Raw genomic sequence first — 16,260 nt, forward strand, 5'->3', positions numbered from 1 at the left:
CTTCGTCGGGCATCGCGTCAAGCTAGCGCTGCACGTTCTCGACCTTCATCCGATTATTGGAACGCCGCGTCGGGTCGAGGCTGGCGCCGGACAGAAACTAGGCCCCGCCACGCCCGGCGGCACCGGCCCGAAGAGGAGGACGAGACGATCTATCGCGCCACTTGCGGCGGGCTGCCCCGTGATGGGCCGTCGCAGTTGGCGAGGCCAATCTGGGCCGTCGCCCGGTGATAGCACGAGCGCCGGCTTCATGGGTGATCTGGCGTAGCGTGAGCCGGTGCCTGCTCAGGAGCCGAAGGCGTTGGTGCAGAAGCTGTGGGACTTCTGCGACGTGCTGCGCGATGACGGCTTGTCCTACGGCGACTATCTGGAGCAGCTCACCTACCTGCTGTTCCTGAAGATGGCCGATGAGCAGTACGTGTTGCTCGGAGGCGACCGCATCGTTCCTGTCGAGCACGACTGGCAGTCGTTGCTGAGCCGTTCAGGCAGGGAGCTCGAAGACCACTACAGCGACGCGCTGGCCGCGCTGGGCACCGGCGAGGACATGCTCGGCGTGGTGTTCCACAAGGCCCGCAACCGCATCCAGACGCCGGCCAAGCTGGAGCAGCTCATCAAAGAATTCATCGATCAGCACGAGTGGATGAGCTACGACGCTGATCTCAAGGGCGACGCGTACGAGGGCCTCATCGAAAAGACCGCTCAGGAGGGTGCGCGGGGAGCGGGCCAATACTTCACGCCCCGAGCGCTCATCAACGCCATCATCGACGTAATGCAGCCCGAGCCTGTTCACCGCATCTGTGACCCCGCGTGCGGTACCGGCGGGTTCTTCCTTGGCGCGTACCGGTCCATAGTCGAACGGCACTCGCCATTGGAGCCCGACCAGGCCGAGCACCTGCGGTCGGGTGCGTTCACGGGTTGGGAGATAGCGGATCTGCCAGCCCGCCTCTGTGCGATGAACATGCTGCTCCACGGCATCGAGAGCCCCGAGTCCAACTCGCCGATTGTGGTGGACGACGCCCTGCGAGACTCGCCCGGCAGGCCATTCGACATGGTGCTGACCAACCCACCGTTCGGCCGGTCGTCATCGGACAGCTACGAGCGGGAAGACTTCTGGGCGACGACCCGCAACAAGCAGCTCAACTTCGTCCAGCACGTCGTGAGCCTGCTGAAGATCGGCGGCGACGCAGCCGTGGTGGTGCCCGACAACGTGCTGTTCGAGGCCGGTGCCGGCGAGACGATCCGCCGCCGGCTGCTGCACGACTGCGATGTGCACACGCTGCTGCGGCTGCCGACGGGGATCTTCTACGCCCAGGGCGTCAAAGCCAACGTGCTGTTCTTCCGCCGCCGCGAGGGCGCAGAGGATCCCTGGACCCGCGAGCTATGGGTGTACGACCTGCGCACCAACAAGCACTTCACGCTCAAGCAAAACCCGCTCACCAGAGCCGACCTGGACGAGTTCGTCGCCTCCTACCGGGCCGACGCCCGTCACAAGCGCGAGGAATCTGAACGGTTCAAGCGTTACGCCTACGACGAGCTGATCGCCCGCGACAAAGTCAGCCTCGACCTGTTCTGGCTGAGAGACGAAAGCCTCGAAGACGCCGACAACCTGCCACCCCCCGACGTCCTCGCCGCCGAGATCGCCGAAGACCTCGAAGCTGCCCTCGCCGAGATCCAAGCCCTCGCCGACGGCCTCACCGCGTCGGCCGAAGCTGACTGAGTGGCTTTCTCAGTCGTCGATGCCTAACGAACTTGCCGACTCGGGCCGCATGATCGCCTTCATCGAAGAGGCGGAAACTGCGATCATGCTCTCGGACGAGGGCATCCGAATTGTCGAGTCATGGGATGGGGGCGTCGATCGACGCGTCGTCGCTCTGCACCTGTTGGCACAGGGCTATGAACGGTTCTTCAAGCTGACGCTCGCGCTCGCGCTTCTCAGGCAAGCCGGCCGATTGCCCTCCGCGCGAGAGGCGCAGCGCTGGGGGCATGGCTTACTCAGGCTCTTGGACATGACGCTGGATGAATTCGACAAGGATTCTGGCTTCGTTGGCCGGCCGGCCGTGCGCGAGGACATCGCATCATTGAGGCGCGATGGCCTGGCCCGACAGCAATTGGAAGTATTGGACGAGTTCGCCACTGGTGGTCGCTACCACAATCTCGATGTCATGCTCGACGGCCACTCACAGGCCGAGCAACCGCTGGATCGATGGTCTGCGCTGGAGACCGAGCTATTTCGGGCAGACGACAGGTGGACCCGGCTGATGCAGGACGACCCCGCAGGCTTCGGTAGGCGCTGGTATCCGCATCTGGCAGCGGTGCAAGTGCATCACCTGCAACGGACTGCGCGTACCCTCGCTCGGGCCTGGACCCTCGGGCCTGCCAGCGATGAGGGAAAGCGGCTCACGGGTGTTGTTCGGCGTTTTCTGTTCCTCACCGATGATGCGCTCGGGCGCTGCCCTCCGCGTTGATGTGGCGCGATCAGTTGGCAGCAGCGACGTCGAAGAGGACACCCTGTTCCGCTCCGGAAACGAGCGGAGCCGTGTCAGGGGTCGTAACGGCATCGCCGTCATCGAGGAGATGCCCTAGGTCGTCGAGGTCCGAGATGGGTACAGCGCCGCGTCGCTCAAGAACCTCGTTGCCTGGTCCCTCGCCCGGTCCTCGCCACACGGCGACCCGACCGAACTTGTGGTCGAGCGCCTCGGTGCCGCCGGACCAGGTGCCGCCCTTGCCCTCGTCAGTTGCGACCACGAGCGTGAGCGTCGATTGTGCATAGATGAGCTTGTTTCGACCCATGGCGTTGCCGGCACTGAAACCGGCGTCGGGGTTGTAGGGCGTGCACATGAGGGCTTGCCCGCTGTGGATCGCTGCACGGACATCGCTCTTGGCAAGCCTGCGGGAGAGAGAATCTGCCAGCAGCCCGATGACTGCTCCGCCCGAGTCGAACGCCGAATTCATGGCGAGTTGATCCACTCCCCGGGCTCCGCCCGACACCAATGGAATGCTGTGCCGAGAGACGCACTTGGCCGCTGCGATTGCGACCTCAGCCCCCGACGGGCTCACGTCTCGGCTGCCCACGACCCCGAGCCCTGCGGTGTCCAAGAGCTCGACCGGCCCCGCTGCGTACAACAGGGGAGGGGCCTTGGGTCCGAGTCGCTGAGTCCAGTTCTTCGGATAGTGCTCGTCGAACGGAGTAAGCGCCCGGACACCGGAATGTTCCAGTCGTTCGAGCTCGAAGGCGAGAGCCGTCGCCCGATCCACCAGAGCAGCCACGCGATCTGCAAGCGAGCTTGCGATATCAGAGTCAATCGCGAGATCAGCGGCGCTCTTTCCGAGCAAGCTGCTCGGACCAGTTTCGAGGATCGCGCTCAGTTTCCAATACTCCGATGCCTTCAACGGCCGTACGTCGCCAACGGACAACCGACTAACGAGGGCCAGTGTCGCGAGCGCGTCGTCACTGCGTCTCACGAGATCGACCTCTCCGAAGCGTCGGCAAGCGCGAATGGGACGACCGGGCCTGTTCCAGCTTCTCGCAGCATGTGGCCGATTGCTGTCAGCGTCCACCGTGAGTCGACGATGTCGTCGACGAGCAGCACAGGCCCAGCGGGCACGGAGTCGTTGATGCTGAAGGTTCCTGCAACGTTGCGGTACTGCTGGTGGCTGTTCTGCATCGACTTTTGCGGCCGTGAGTCGCGGATCTGGCGCACAACATCCTGACACGGCAACTCCAATGCCTCGGCGAGGCGTCTGGCGAAGTCTTCGACCAGCTGCGGATGGCGGCGGGAAGGCACGAACGTCACCCATGCCGGCTCGGGGTCCGGCTGCCATCGTTCACGAATGAGGGCGACGGAGGCCTTCACCAGGCGATTCCGGAATCTCCCGTCTGACTGCTTGCCCTTGCGCACCATGTTGCCCCAGCCGCCGTCGCCCCATCTGGACAGCACTCGTCCCTCCTCCAGGTGAGCCGCCGCCGGAATGGACTTGCGGTCCGGCCACTGCTTGCGCGGTTCAATGACCATGCTCGCGCTGCGCATGAACTCGACGGCCTCCTGGATCTGATCGGGCTCGAAGGCCTTCTCATACGTGACTCCGGTGCAGTTGTCGCACATGCCGCAAGGCTCGCTGACTGGATCGTCGAGACAACTCCTGAGGAACCGCATACGGCATTGATCGGTGTCGATGTATTCGTAGAGCTGTTCGAGTTCTGAGCGCCGAAGGGACGTGACAGCATCGACGCGGTCATGGTCGAACATCCATGTCTGCAGGGTTCGCCGCCATTCCCTTCCCACGCGCTCTATGACGCCGTCCACCTCCAAGTTCTTCAGAAGGTTCTCGAGCCGTCCGGGCCTCACGTTGGTTTCCTGGAGCAGCTGGTCTGTTCTCATCAACTCGTTATCGCTCTCAAGGAGGGCGACTACCTGCTGAGCCTGTGACGGTTCGGGGAACGCGGAAGTGATGAAGTAATCCTGAATGTCGGCGTCTTCGCTGCCGCGGAGCAGGATGCCCCACGACTCGCTCAATCCCCGCCCCGCACGACCGACCTGCTGGTAGTAGGCAATTGCACTACCAGTCGACTGGTAGTGGATGACAAACGACAGGTCGGGTTTGTCGAATCCCATGCCTAGCGCAGATGTTGCGACAACCGCCTTCACGGAATTGCTCAGCAACGACTGCTCTATTCCTGGTCGAGTCTGAGCATTGGTCGCACCGCTGTAGGCGACCGCCTGGATTCCCTGCGAAACGAGCCAGCCCGCAACTCGTTCGGTGTCGCGCACCGTGGAGCAATAGACGATCCCAGTGCCCGGCAGTTCGTTCAATGTGGCTGCAAGCCAAGTCAGTCGTTCTGGCGGCGAGAGAATCGTGAGCGCGTGCAACCGGAGCCCTTCGCGACCGAGCGGGCCACGTACGGCCTCGAACTGCGACCCAAGCTGGGCCGTTACGTCGGAGATGACTCGATCGTTGGCCGTTGCCGTGCAGCACAGCACCGGCACCCCACTGGGCAGCAAGTCCAGGACCCGTACCAAGCGGCGGTAGTCGGGTCGAAAGTCATGGCCCCAATCGGAGATGCAGTGGGCTTCGTCGATGACCAGCAGGCCGCAGCGATTTCCGATTACCGGCAGCACATCGCTACGGAACTCCTGATTCGCCAGTCGCTCTGGCGAAATCAGGACGATGTCAACTTCGTTTTCCTCGATCTGATGGATGACCGAGTCCCACTCGGTCCTGTTCGAGCTGTTGATGGTGACTGCGTGGACGCCCATCCTCTCTGCGGCCTCGATTTGATTCCGCATGAGGGCGAGCAACGGTGAGACAAGCAGCGTCGGGCCGAGTCCTGCGTCTCGCAGCATCTTGGTTGCGATGAAGTAGACGGCGCTCTTGCCCCAACCGGTTCGCTGCACCAGCAGCACGCGGCTCCGGTTGTCAACCAACTGCTGGATGACCTCAAGTTGGTCGTCTCGAAATGCGGCGTCGGAATCGCCGGTCAACCTGCGGAGCAGCCGCCGAGCCTTCGTGGACGAGGACGACGAGCTCACCGGATTCCGATCGACTGCCGCTGTGGATCTGAAGTGTGCACGGCGCGGAAGGTACCCAACCGGTGTGACAACAATCGAGCCAATATCGCTCCCCGGTTCGCCGTCTCAGTAGGCGATGTCGAGGGAGTAGCGGAGGGCTTGGTCGAGCTGGACTCGCTTGATTGCGCCGAGATGGCCGACGGGGTCGGCGTCGAGGCGGGTGATCGGCACGGTGAGGAGGTTGTCGCAGCTGATGACGCTTGGCTGCGGCAGTCCTTCGTCTGTGCCGACTTCCACTTCTGAGCGGATGCCTCGCATCGCGCGTGTGATGGGAGCGCACACCACCGCCGTCAGCACAGAGGCCGCGGCGTCTCTTGACAGCACGACGACGGGTCGCCGGCCGCTTGGCTTTCCCAGATCGCCCCAGTAGATCTCGTTACGGGCTACCACGGGGGCGCTGTCTCGGCCGCCAGCCGCGTCGCTGCCTCGACCAACACTGGATCTTGAGGTTGGCGACGGTATGCAGCGACCAGTTCGGCATCGGCGGCGGCCAGGTCTGCTGCATCGATGACCGCGCGCGCTCCGCGGCGAAGCAGTGCCGACCTGCTCGTTCCCTCGGCAGTGGCAATCTCCGCGAGGCGTTCGATGAGCTCGTCGTCGAGTTGGACGAGCACTTCACGTCGAGCCATCACCATATGGTATGGCATATGTCCCAGACTCGGCGAGTCTGGCAGACGGCGTCTCGGAACAACCACGCTGGCACCGTAACGAGCGCTGACGGAGCCATTCCAACGGATTTCCTGCTGACTCACTGAGCGGGGTGCTGGTACGTTGACCGGCCGTATGCCTCATGACACCGATGCACTTGCCTCAATGGACGAACGGTTCACCCGGCCTGACTGGGTGCGGCGCATCAACTACATGGCCGACTCGATCGGCGGCCGGCCGCACGACCTCGTGCCGATCGACGCCGGCGACCTGCTCAAGCGGGCCTCCGATGCCCTTGGCGGTATGCCGGCCGGCGATCTGGACGACCCAGGATGGCAGCCTCGCTTTGAGTCTCTGGTGGCAGCAGTCAACAACGCGCCGTTTCATGTGCTCGGGCGGCTGATGACCAAGCAGGAGCTGCTGCGCTCGTTGCGCACCCGGCTGCTCCTCACGGCGGCGATCGACGCCGCACCCGAGATCACCGCCGAACCCGTGCGCGCCCCGGTGATGATCGCCGGTCCGGCCCGCTCGGGCACGTCGATCCTGTTCGAGCTGCTCGCCCTGCATCCAGACCTGCGTGCCCCGATCGCTGCCGAGGCGTTGCACCCGGTGTCGCTGCCAGAAGCCGGCCTCGCCGATGCGCGCTTGATGGGGGAGTGCGAGCAGGATTTCTGGGCCGACATCCAGCCTGAGCTGCTGGCGATGCATGAATTCCGAGCCGACTTGCCCGTCGAGTGCATCACCCTCACCACCGGCAGCTTTGCGGGCTTCCACTGGAATCTGTTCGGTCCGATGGAGGGATGGATAGCCGACCCTGCGGTGAACTACGAGTACGAGCGGCAGATCCTCCAAGCGCTCCAGCACGGTCGGGGCCCCACCCGGTGGGCGCTCAAGACGCCCGGCCACCTGTTCACTATGCCGGAGCTCTTCGACGCCTTCGATGATGCCTGGGTAGTGCAGACCCACCGCGATCCTGCTCGCGTCATGTCCTCTGTTGCGAGCCTCACCTCCGTCATTCAGTGGACGCGCACCGACGAGGTCGACGTGGTGGGGAACACCGAGATAGTGCATGCGGCGTTCGCCGCCGCCCTCAACGACTCGGCCGACCTGCGTACATCTGGCGCTGTTCCGGCCGATCGCCTCGTGGACGTTCACTACACCGAGCTCGTCAGCGACCCGACGGCGACGCTGGGAACCGCCCTGGAGCAGATGGGTTTGCCCTTCAGCGACAGTTATGCCGCCGCCGTGCTCGACTACCTGGCGCACAAGCCGAAGGGCAAGTACGGCGTTCATCGCTACGAGCCCGAGGACTGGGGCGCTACGGCTGAGGGCCTGCGCGCCGCCACGGCCCACTACATGGAGTACTTCGGCGTCGTGGAAGAAGGCTGAGCCGGCACCGATCATGGACCCGCTTCCCGAGACCGAGTCCCGCCGGGCGCTCGCCGATCTGCTCGAGACGCTGCGCGACGCCGACGAGCGCTGGGTGTCACCCGAGTGGAACCTGCACACGGCCGACGACGCCGTCGAGGCGCACCGCGCGCTCATGCACTACCTGCAGTGGGGCCTGGTGGGGCTCTTCGAGCGCGATCCGTCCGCTCCTCGCTTCCAGCGCTTGGTGACGCCGAGCCGCAAGCTGCTGGGCGACAACCCCGACACCGTCTACTTCGAGGCGCCGGTGTCGGCCGACCACGTGTACCGCGTGACCGGCGAAACGAAGGACGCGATCTACCTGTCGATCACCGTCGAGTCGAGCAGTGGCTGGGGGTCGATGGACAACCAGGTGCTCAGCGTGCTCAACGACACGACCTTGGACGTCGACGCCGATGGCCGGTTCGAGATTTTCGTCGGCGGCGAGCCCCGCCAGCGCAACTGGCTGGAGCTGCCGCCCGAAGAGGGGGCGGTCATCAGCCGCCACTACTTCGAGGACACCACGCACGCAGCGACGAATCCCGCCCGGATCCCGGAGATGGACATCCAGGTCATCGGCGGCACGCCCGCGCCCCGGCCATCCGACGACTCGGTCAGCGCCGGCATTCGCCGCATTGCGGCAATGATCCGCGAGCTGACCGTGGATCGTGTCCCGATGGCCCAGGGCGAGCCGCGCTCGTGGGTGTCGCTGGTGCCGAACGAGTTCCCGCCGCCCGGTCTGCCCGGCGACCTCGGCCTGTCCGCCACCGACGCTGCGTACGCGCTCGCGCCGTTCGTGATCGGGCCCGATGAGGCGCTGATGATCCGGGGCCGCTGGCCCGAATGCCGCTACGCCAACATCAGCCTGTGGAACCGCCACCTGCAATCGCTCGACTACGCGAACCGCTCCATCTCGCTCAACCGGGCCCAGATGGTCGCCGACGATGACGGCCGCTTCACCGCAGTCATCGCCCACACCGATCCCGGCACGCCCAACTGGCTTGACACTGAAGGCCGCCCGTTCGGCATCGCCTTCTGGCGCTTCATGCTGCCCGAGGGCGAGATCGAAACCCCTCAGGCCGAAGTCGTCCCGCTCGCCGAACTTCCGACTCGCCTCTGACGCCCTGTTCGCGGGTGCCCGCGAGCCGTCCCGATCGCCGGCCGGGTGTCAGTCGGCGAAGGCGTCCACGAGAGGTTGGTAGCGGTCGAGGAAGCGGGCCAGGCGATCGGCGCCGTCGGGGGCGCCGAGGACGATCCGTTCGGCGCCGAGACTGCTGTACAGCTCCAGCTTCTCGGCGTCAGGGTTCGCATAGCAGTACATCGAGATCGGGATGGCATCGGGGTCGCGGCCCGCTGCCTCCACCGCAGTACGGAACCGCTCGATGCCCACTCGCACGTCGCGGAAGCCGACATCGAGGGGGCACCAGCCGTCTGCGTACTCGGCCACGTGGCGCATGCCGATGCGTCCCCGGCAGCCCACCAGCACGGGCGGCCCGGGCTGCTGAGCCGGTTTCGGGTACACCCACGCCGGCTTGAAGCGCACGAACTCGCCCGAGTACTCGGCTTCGTGTTCCGCCCACAGCAGACGCAGCGCATCGACCGTCTCGCGCATCGCGTTGTAGCGCTGTGCCCACGGCACGCTCGACACGTTGGCCAGTTCTTCGCTGTTCCAACCGACACCCACGCCGAACAGCAGCCGGCCGTCGGACACCTCGTCCAGCGTCGCCACGCTCTTGGCCAGATCCAGGATCTCGTGCTCGAGCACCAGGCAGACGCCCATCGCCAGCTTGATCTTCGACGTCGCAGCTGCCGCGGTCGCCAGCGATACGAACGGGTCGCGCATGTGCCAGTAGAACTCGGGCAGATCGCCCCCGTCGGGGTGAACCGTCTCGCGGCTGGCCGGAATGTGGCTGTGCTCGCCCACCCACAGCGAGTCGTAGCCTCGCTGCTCCGCCTCGACCGCCATGTCGGCGGTCGCTGGCCCGTAGTCGCTGTTCGTCGGCGCCAAGCCGATCTTCATGCCGGTCGGCTCACTCGGCGCGCTGGGTGCCGACCTTCAGCTCCCGGAAGGGGCTGGTGGTGTCGATGCCAGGCTCCTTGGGCAGGCCCAGCACTCGCTCGCCGACGATGTTGCGCATCACCTCGTCCGAGCCTCCGGCGATGCGCATCGCCGGGAAGCCCAGCACGTAGCCGGCCCACGAGAACGTGCCCCACTCGCCGGAGTCGACCACCAGCTTCGGGCCGATGGTGTCGGCCACGAACTCGCAGGTGGCGTTCATCTGGCGGATCAGTCCCATCTTCGACAGCGACATCTCGGGGCCTGGGGTCTTGCCGGCACGCAGCGCGTCCATCGTGCGCTGGTTCGACCAGCCCAGCACCTTGCCGTGGGTGTAGATCTCGGCGAGCTTCTGGCGACTGAGCGCATCGCCGCTCAGGCCGTAGTGGGCGGCCATCGCGGACAGCTTCGTGAAGCTGCCGCCGCCGGTGCCGCCGCCCGAGCCGCCGCCGATCGCCGCGCGCTCGTTCATGAGCGTGGTCAGCGCCACGCCCCAGCCCTGGTTGACCTCGCCGAGGCGGTGCGAGTCGGGCACGCGCACGTCGGTGAAGTACACCTCGTTGAAGTTGGCCCCGCCGGTCATCTGCCGCAACGGGCGCACGTCCACGCCGGGGGCCTTCATGTCCACCAGGAACCCGGTCAGACCCTGGTGCTTGGGCAGGTCGAAGTCGGAGCGGGCGATCACCTCGCCGATGTCGGAATAATGCGCGCCCGAGGTCCAGACCTTCTGGCCGTTGAGGATCCACTCCTCGCCGTCGCGCTCGGCCCGCATCTGCAGGCTGGCCAGGTCTGATCCGGCACCCGGCTCGGAGAACAGCTGGCAGCCCACGATGTCGGCCCGGTACATCTGGGGCAGCACGTCGGCGGACACGTCGGGCTCGGCGTGGGCCAGGATCGTCGGCGCCACCATGCCTAGGCCGATGCCGAAGAAGCCGCCGTCGGGCGTGTCGAACTGGCTCTCGAGCTGGCCCCAGACGCGCTCGAACTTGCGGGGCATGCCGCCGCCGCCCAATTCGGCCGGACCGCTGATCCAGCCGAAGCCGGCGTCGTACTTGGCGGCCCGCCATTCCTTCGACGCCTCCAGCTCGGCGCGCTCGCGCTCGCGGTCGATTTCCTCGAAGAGCGCCGCGTTGTCGGGCCCCTCGCCCCAGACGAACTCGCGCCGCTCGGCTTTGCGCTTGGCGTTGGCCTCCAAGAATTCCAGTGCCTCAGCAGCAAACTGCTCCTCGGTGATCTCAGCGGTGTCGGCAGCGGCCATGTCGGGCTCCTGTTTCGTGCAAGAAAGGCGGAATATCTGGGATACGAGCAGCCCCAAGCTAGCGACATATGTCGCTACGCTCATCGGCCATGGGTCAGCCCGTTCGAGTAGCAGAGCGACCGTCGTCCGTTCGTGTGGGCACGGTGCAGTTCGAGACCAACCGCCCGCTGACCGGGGCGGGCCACCGCTACTACAACAGCGCCGAAGATGCCGCCAGCGCCGAAGACCCGGCCGACCTGCTGGCGTGGCGCCTGTTCCAGCGGGGCGGCGTCGACCACATTCACGTGTACGGCAACGTGGCCACCATCGACCTCTCCCGGGGCCACACCTCCGACGGCATCGCCGAGCTCATCGAAGAGCTGTTCGCCCACTATCGGTAACTCGTTACCGGTAGCGACCAGCACAGTCGGTAGCTCGCTAGCGGTAGCGACCAGCACAGTCGGTAGCTCGCTAGCGGTAGCGACCAGCACAGTCGGTAGCTCGCTAGCGGTAGCGACCAGCACAGTCGGTAACTCGTTGCCGGTGGCGACCAGCACAGTCGCTAGCTCGCCCGCGTGAGCGATTGGCACGGCGGTAGCTACTGTGGCACGCATGACCGAAAACGAGTTTCGTTCCGAGCTGGCGGCGCGGGGCTATGGCGAACCGCGCAGCTATGAGTTCGAGCCCGATGCCGATGGCGAGCTTCACAGCCACGAGTTCTCGGCCATGGCGATGGTGACCGAGGGGGAGTTCCGGCTGGGGTTCACCGACGAGACCCGGGTCATGGGAGTGGGGGACTGGTGCGAGGTTTCCGCCGGCACGCTGCACAGCGAGATGGCGGGACCAGTCGGCGCGACCCTGCTGGTTGGCACGAAGTAGCTGGCCCAACCCCTGTCCCGGGGGCTGCAGGGAAAGCACACGCACGGCGGCGGCCGATAAACAACCGTTCGTGGAGACGATTGTTCGTCTAGTCTGTCGCGATGGCAGTGCAGCTGCGTCGTACCGTCGACGCATTGGACATAGCCGGCCCTCGTGGGGTCGGCGCATTGGACATAGCGCATGCTGCGGACATCGAGCACAGCAAACGGCTGCTGCCTGTCGCTGACGAGTTGGTACCGCTGCTGACCCAGCCGGGGCTTGTCCCCGGGACGGTGCTGGTTGCCCACGGCCCCGGGGCGTTGACCTTGGCAACGGCCTTCACGGCGGAGGTCTCGCGTACGGGTGGGTGGGTGGCTGCGGTGGGGTTGGGGCGCATGGGTGTCTCGGCGGTGGCGGAACGGGGGGCATCGCTGGACCGGTGGGCCTTCGTGGACGAACCCGGCAGCGCCGCAGCTGAAGTGCTGAACGCCTTGATCGGCAATGTCGACGTGATCTTGCTGGCTGCAGGAGTGCGGCTGGCGGCTGCCCACAGCCGGCGCCTGCGCACTCGCCTGCGGGAGCGCGGAACCGTGATGATCGAGGTCGGCGCATCGAACACAGCCGGCGCTCGTGGCGTCGGTGCATCGGGCACAGCCGGCGCTCGTGGCGTCGGTGCATCGGGCACAGCCGGCGCTCGTGGCGTCGGTGCATCGGGCACAGCCGGCGCATTCAGTCCAGACGTGACCATGACGGTGGAACGTGCTGCGTGGACCGGTCTCGGGCACGGGCACGGCCGGCTGCGGGAACGCCGGGCCGAGGTGGTTGCTGCGGGCCGCGGTGCGGCGTCGCTGCCGCGACGAGCCGTCCTGTGGCTGCCCGATGCCAACGGGCGCATCACCGCCGTCCGCGGTGCGATCGACACCGTTTCCTGGCCTGTTCAGGTCGCATCTGCCCAGGGCGGCATCTCGATAGCCGACGCCTCGGGAACCGGTGACGATGCCGTCGTCCCCCTGCAGCGCCGTGCGGGATAACCACGACAACCGGGCCGGCTTGGCCAGTCAGGACGAACCTGCCGGTATCCCGCCACGGATGCTGGCAGCGGAGGTCGGGAACTGGTCTGCTGTGGCAGCAGGGTTCGACCCGGCCACACCAGCGGCGGTGGTCTCCGCCGGGCGCATCACCGCCGTCACGCCTGCGGCTGCTGCTGCGGGGATACGCCCAGGAGTGCGTCGCCGCCAGGCTCAGACTGAATGTCCCGTCTTGGAGCTGGCCGAGCACGACCCCGATCTCGACGCGCGCTGTTTCGCCCCCGTGGTCACTGCGCTGGAAGACCTGACGCCGAGAGTCGAAGTGCTGGCACCCGGTTGCTGCGTCGTCCCCACCCGAGGCCCGTCGCGCTACTACGGCGGAGATGAGGCGCTGGCGGAGCTGGCGCATCGCACCATCATTGAAGTGCTGGCCAGCGAACTGGGCACAGCCGGCGCTCGTGGCGCCGGCGCATTGAAGACAGCCGGCGCTCGTGGCGCCGGCATGTACGACCCAGCATCATCTGTCAGCGTCGGCATCGCCGACGGCTTGTTTGCCGCTGGCCTTGCTGGGAGGGCGGCGTCGGCCCGAACCCCGTCGACGCCGGTGCTGGTGGTGGCCTCTGGCAGCAGCGCAGAGTTCCTGAGCGGGCTGAGTCTGGGGACGCTGGCCGAGGAGTGCTCCCTGCTGACGGGCTGCACTGCCGATGGCACGACCGATGACCTGATCAGCATGCTGTGGCAGCTGGGCTTGCGCACTCTGGGCGATCTTGCGGCACTGCCCGTGGGAGACCTCGTCGGCAGGTTCGGCACGCAAGGGAAATGGATGCACGCACTGGCCAGCGGGCGCGATCCTCGCCTGAGCCAGCCTGCCATCGCTCAGCCTGATCTCAGCGCTGAAACCGAGATCGACCCGCCCGCGGATCGGCTCGACACGGTGGCCTTTGCCGCGAAGTCTCTGGCAGATCAGCTCGACGCCCGGTTGGCTCGGGAGGGCCAAGCACTGGTGTGCGTGGAGATCAGCGCCGAAACCGAGCACGGCGAGACCAGCAACGGGCGGTGGCGCCACGGATTCCGCTTCAGCCCGCCCGATCTGGTCGACCGTATGCGCTGGCAGCTCGACGGCTGGCGCAGCACCAAGGGCCGCAACAGCCCCACCGGCGGCATCTCGTTCATCCGGCTGCGGGCGGTCGAGACGCTTCCCGATGAAGGGCGCCAGCTCGGTTTCTGGGGTGGCCAGTCGGAGGCGGACGAGCGGGCCGAGCGAGCGCTGCAGCGAGTTCAGACCTTGGTCAGCTTTGACGCGGTCACCGTTGGCCGCCTGGGCTCCGGCCGCCGCTTTGCCGATCTCGAGCAGCGCCTCCCGTTTGGCACCACCGGTCCTCGTGGGGCCGGTGCATCAGGCCCAGCCGGTCCTCGTGGGGCCGGTGCATCAGGCCCAGCCGGTCCTCGTGGGGCCGGTGCATCGGATACACCCCCGTGGCCAGGACGGCTGGGCGCGCCAGCCCCTGCGGAGGTGCTGGTCGAGCCCGAGCCGCTCGTGGTGCTCGATGCGAACGGCGATCCGGTGGGCGTGAGCGGCAGGGCACAGCCCAGCGCGCCCCCGGCCATGCTGCGCCGGGCCGATGGGCGCACCAGCCGCATCGCAGCGTGGGCAGGGCCATGGCCGCTGGAGGAGCGCTGGTGGAGCACACGGTCGCGCCGTCAGGCCCGATTCCAACTGGTGCTCGACGACGGCACCGCCCATCTCTGCGCTGTCGAGGGCGGTCGCTGGCAGCGCGAAGCCACCTACGACTGAACTCGCCCGCGCAGCGACCATCCCCCGAACGGCTGAACCCCTCAGTTGCCGTTGGTGGACCAGTGCCAAGGCTCGCTCGGCAGGTTGTACAGGCCATACGTTGCGGCGTTGCTCTTCAGCCACCTGAAAGCCTCTGAACTGCGGCTGTTGACCGACCGGCCATTGTGGACGAAGTCGACGGCGAGGCCGCGCTCGTGCATGGAACGCCCGGGCCGAGCCGTGGGTGGCCTGCACTGGTAGGAGGGCTTCTGCCAGACCGCCCACTCGCTTGTCCCGCAGTGCGCTCGCCGGAGCGCAATCTGCGAAGCAGCACTCCGGTAGCCGCCGCCGTACAGCCCGATCCCGTCACGGGCGGCATGTCTCAGCAGGTTCTCCACGTTGTTGGCAATGGACTCGTGCACCTGGATGCTGCCTACCCGGATTCCTTTCTCCACGAAACCGCCGACCCAGGTGAGTTCGCTGCGGTCGAAGTCGTTGCTGACCGGCTGTCCTGCAGTGCCTTCCCGCCGCCGTCTGGCTTCTTGTTCTGCCTGCCATTTGCGGCATCGTTCTTCATCGCTTCGGCGCTTGAGCTCGGTCGTGATTCGTTGCTGCTGACTGATGGCGCCGGCGATCTGGGTGGTTGTCTCGGCCACTTCCGCGGCAGCTTCAGCATCGACCTCTTCGAGCCACTGGAGCTCACCTAGCCGATGGTCCAGCCGGTTCTCCAGTTCTTCGAGTACGACTGCTTCCTGTTCCACGGCGTCGAGGAGGTCGTCAAGAGCCCGTGCAGACTCCTCACGGCGGATGTCGCGCAGTTCTTCGGCTCGCTGGAATTCGCGCACAGCGAGCTCAGCGTCCACCCCAAGGGCTCGCAGCTGATCGCCGGTCACCGTGAGGTCGCCCAGCGCAGCGCCAATCAGCACTCGGATGCGGGCGGCGTCGTAGATGTCCCCGGTGCGCACCAGACCATAGGAACCTTCCACCGAGGCGTCGTGACCGACGTAGGTCTGCACGATGAGTTCCACTACCCGTTCGCCCAATTCGGCGTGCTGAGCATCGAGCGCCAGGACACGCTGGATTCCGGCTTCGACGGAGGCTTCGGCCGCGGCGAGTTCGAGTTCGGCCTGGTCGAGATCGGCCCGTTGTTCGTTGACGAGCACCTTGAGCTGATCGGAGGTCTCCAGCACCTCGTTGACGTCGGCGGTGGCGAGGTCGACTTGGCCGACCTTGACGAGCAAAGCAGCCTGAGCTTCCTCGCGTGTGCGCTCTTCTTCCTCGAGTTCCGCCTCGAGTGCCGTCTGTTCTTGCTCCAGCTGCTGTCGGCGCTCTCGCAAATCGGCGTTGGTTGCGCCGGCTTGTGTGGCGCTGGTGCGCGCCACCCGTGCGCATAGCCGCGACATTTCTGCGTCGGACGGCTGCGACTGGGCGCCTCCGGCTGCGAGCGGCACGACACTGATGACGAGGGCGAATGCGATCGCAGCAGCTGCACGGCGCGCCACGCTGCGGCGCCCCGTGGCAGGGCGTGCCGTGGTGGAGCGCGATTGTCGCTGTGAACCTTCTCGCTGTCGCACCTGTCGTTTTCCGCTCTTGTTCCCCGTGCATCATGTGATTGCGCTCACGGGCCGCTCGGGCCACGGCTTCGCCTATCGGCTCAGCCTCTTGGGGCCGACGCCGTCGTCAGCCTG

15 protein-coding genes are annotated in these 16,260 nt (G+C 66.3%); 8 read left to right on the plus strand and 7 right to left on the minus strand.

The window, feature by feature from the left end; all coding sequences use genetic code 11:
• The first annotated feature begins 274 nt into the window (after positions 1-274).
• Together ACOQPE_RS09350 and ACOQPE_RS09355 are read left to right on the plus strand one after the other, a co-directional pair.
• Entirely contained in the window at positions 275-1,714 is a 1,440-nt protein-coding gene (locus ACOQPE_RS09350) for a type I restriction-modification system subunit M (protein WP_420608653.1), read from the plus strand.
• Between the two features lie 49 nt (positions 1,715-1,763).
• Positions 1,764-2,462: a hypothetical protein gene (locus ACOQPE_RS09355; RefSeq protein WP_420608654.1), complete on the plus strand. Its 699-nt coding sequence runs from the start codon at positions 1,764-1,766 to the stop codon at positions 2,460-2,462.
• 10 nt (positions 2,463-2,472) lie between these two features.
• On the opposite strand, the gene ACOQPE_RS09360 is transcribed toward ACOQPE_RS09355, so the two are convergent.
• The 4 genes from ACOQPE_RS09360 to ACOQPE_RS09375 all read right to left on the minus strand — a co-directional run bounded on the left by ACOQPE_RS09360 (position 2,473) and on the right by ACOQPE_RS09375 (position 6,193).
• Positions 2,473-3,264, minus strand: coding sequence for a DNA-processing protein DprA (locus ACOQPE_RS09360; RefSeq protein ID WP_420608655.1), 792 nt, complete (start codon positions 3,262-3,264; stop codon positions 2,473-2,475).
• A 191-nt stretch (positions 3,265-3,455) separates the two neighbouring features.
• On the minus strand, positions 3,456-5,525 hold the full coding sequence (locus ACOQPE_RS09365; protein ID WP_420608656.1) for a RecQ family ATP-dependent DNA helicase: 2,070 nt from the start codon (positions 5,523-5,525) through the stop codon (positions 3,456-3,458).
• 105 nt (positions 5,526-5,630) lie between these two features.
• Complete coding sequence (locus tag ACOQPE_RS09370) at positions 5,631-5,954, minus strand: type II toxin-antitoxin system PemK/MazF family toxin (RefSeq protein WP_420608657.1); 324 nt, start codon at positions 5,952-5,954, stop codon at positions 5,631-5,633.
• Positions 5,948-6,193, minus strand: coding sequence for a ribbon-helix-helix protein, CopG family (locus tag ACOQPE_RS09375; RefSeq protein ID WP_420608658.1), 246 nt, complete (start codon positions 6,191-6,193; stop codon positions 5,948-5,950). The genes ACOQPE_RS09370 and ACOQPE_RS09375 overlap by 7 nt, the downstream gene beginning before the upstream one ends.
• Positions 6,194-6,377: 184 nt before the next feature.
• On the opposite strand from ACOQPE_RS09375, the gene ACOQPE_RS09380 reads away from it, so the two are divergent.
• Together ACOQPE_RS09380 and ACOQPE_RS09385 are read left to right on the plus strand one after the other, a co-directional pair.
• Positions 6,378-7,601: a sulfotransferase family protein gene (locus tag ACOQPE_RS09380; RefSeq protein WP_420608659.1), complete on the plus strand. Its 1,224-nt coding sequence runs from the start codon at positions 6,378-6,380 to the stop codon at positions 7,599-7,601.
• 13 nt (positions 7,602-7,614) lie between these two features.
• Positions 7,615-8,739 (plus strand): DUF1214 domain-containing protein, encoded by a 1,125-nt coding sequence (locus ACOQPE_RS09385; protein ID WP_420608660.1) that lies wholly within the window; start codon positions 7,615-7,617, stop codon positions 8,737-8,739.
• Positions 8,740-8,787: 48 nt separating this feature from the next.
• On the opposite strand, the gene ACOQPE_RS09390 is transcribed toward ACOQPE_RS09385, so the two are convergent.
• Positions 8,788-9,639 (minus strand): TIGR03619 family F420-dependent LLM class oxidoreductase, encoded by an 852-nt coding sequence (locus ACOQPE_RS09390; RefSeq protein WP_420608661.1) that lies wholly within the window; start codon positions 9,637-9,639, stop codon positions 8,788-8,790.
• Between the two features lie 10 nt (positions 9,640-9,649).
• Positions 9,650-10,933 (minus strand): acyl-CoA dehydrogenase family protein, encoded by a 1,284-nt coding sequence (locus ACOQPE_RS09395; protein ID WP_420608662.1) that lies wholly within the window; start codon positions 10,931-10,933, stop codon positions 9,650-9,652.
• 89 nt (positions 10,934-11,022) lie between these two features.
• Here ACOQPE_RS09395 and ACOQPE_RS09400 point away from each other — a divergent pair, with 89 nt between their 5' ends.
• The 4 genes from ACOQPE_RS09400 (at position 11,023) to ACOQPE_RS09415 (ending at position 14,593) form a co-directional block, all read left to right on the plus strand.
• The gene (locus tag ACOQPE_RS09400) at positions 11,023-11,313 is read left to right on the plus strand and encodes a hypothetical protein (RefSeq protein ID WP_323670980.1); all 291 of its coding nucleotides are present in this window, start codon (positions 11,023-11,025) and stop codon (positions 11,311-11,313) included.
• Positions 11,314-11,524: 211 nt separating this feature from the next.
• Positions 11,525-11,791 carry a cupin domain-containing protein gene (locus ACOQPE_RS09405; protein WP_420608663.1) on the plus strand — a complete coding sequence of 89 codons (267 nt, stop codon included), beginning with the start codon at positions 11,525-11,527 and terminating at the stop codon, positions 11,789-11,791.
• A 101-nt stretch (positions 11,792-11,892) separates the two neighbouring features.
• Positions 11,893-12,801, plus strand: coding sequence for a hypothetical protein (locus tag ACOQPE_RS09410; RefSeq protein WP_420608664.1), 909 nt, complete (start codon positions 11,893-11,895; stop codon positions 12,799-12,801).
• 58 nt (positions 12,802-12,859) lie between these two features.
• Complete coding sequence (locus ACOQPE_RS09415; RefSeq protein WP_420608665.1) at positions 12,860-14,593, plus strand: DNA polymerase Y family protein; 1,734 nt, start codon at positions 12,860-12,862, stop codon at positions 14,591-14,593.
• 41 nt (positions 14,594-14,634) lie between these two features.
• On the opposite strand, the gene ACOQPE_RS09420 is transcribed toward ACOQPE_RS09415, so the two are convergent.
• A complete protein-coding gene (locus ACOQPE_RS09420) occupies positions 14,635-16,074 on the minus strand; it encodes a D-alanyl-D-alanine carboxypeptidase family protein (RefSeq protein ID WP_420608666.1) in 1,440 nt (479 codons plus the stop codon).
• Positions 16,075-16,260: the final 186 nt, after the last annotated feature.

Source organism: Candidatus Poriferisodalis sp., assembly GCF_965219595.1.
Taxonomy (GTDB): domain Bacteria; phylum Actinomycetota; class Acidimicrobiia; order Acidimicrobiales; family Poriferisodalaceae; genus Poriferisodalis.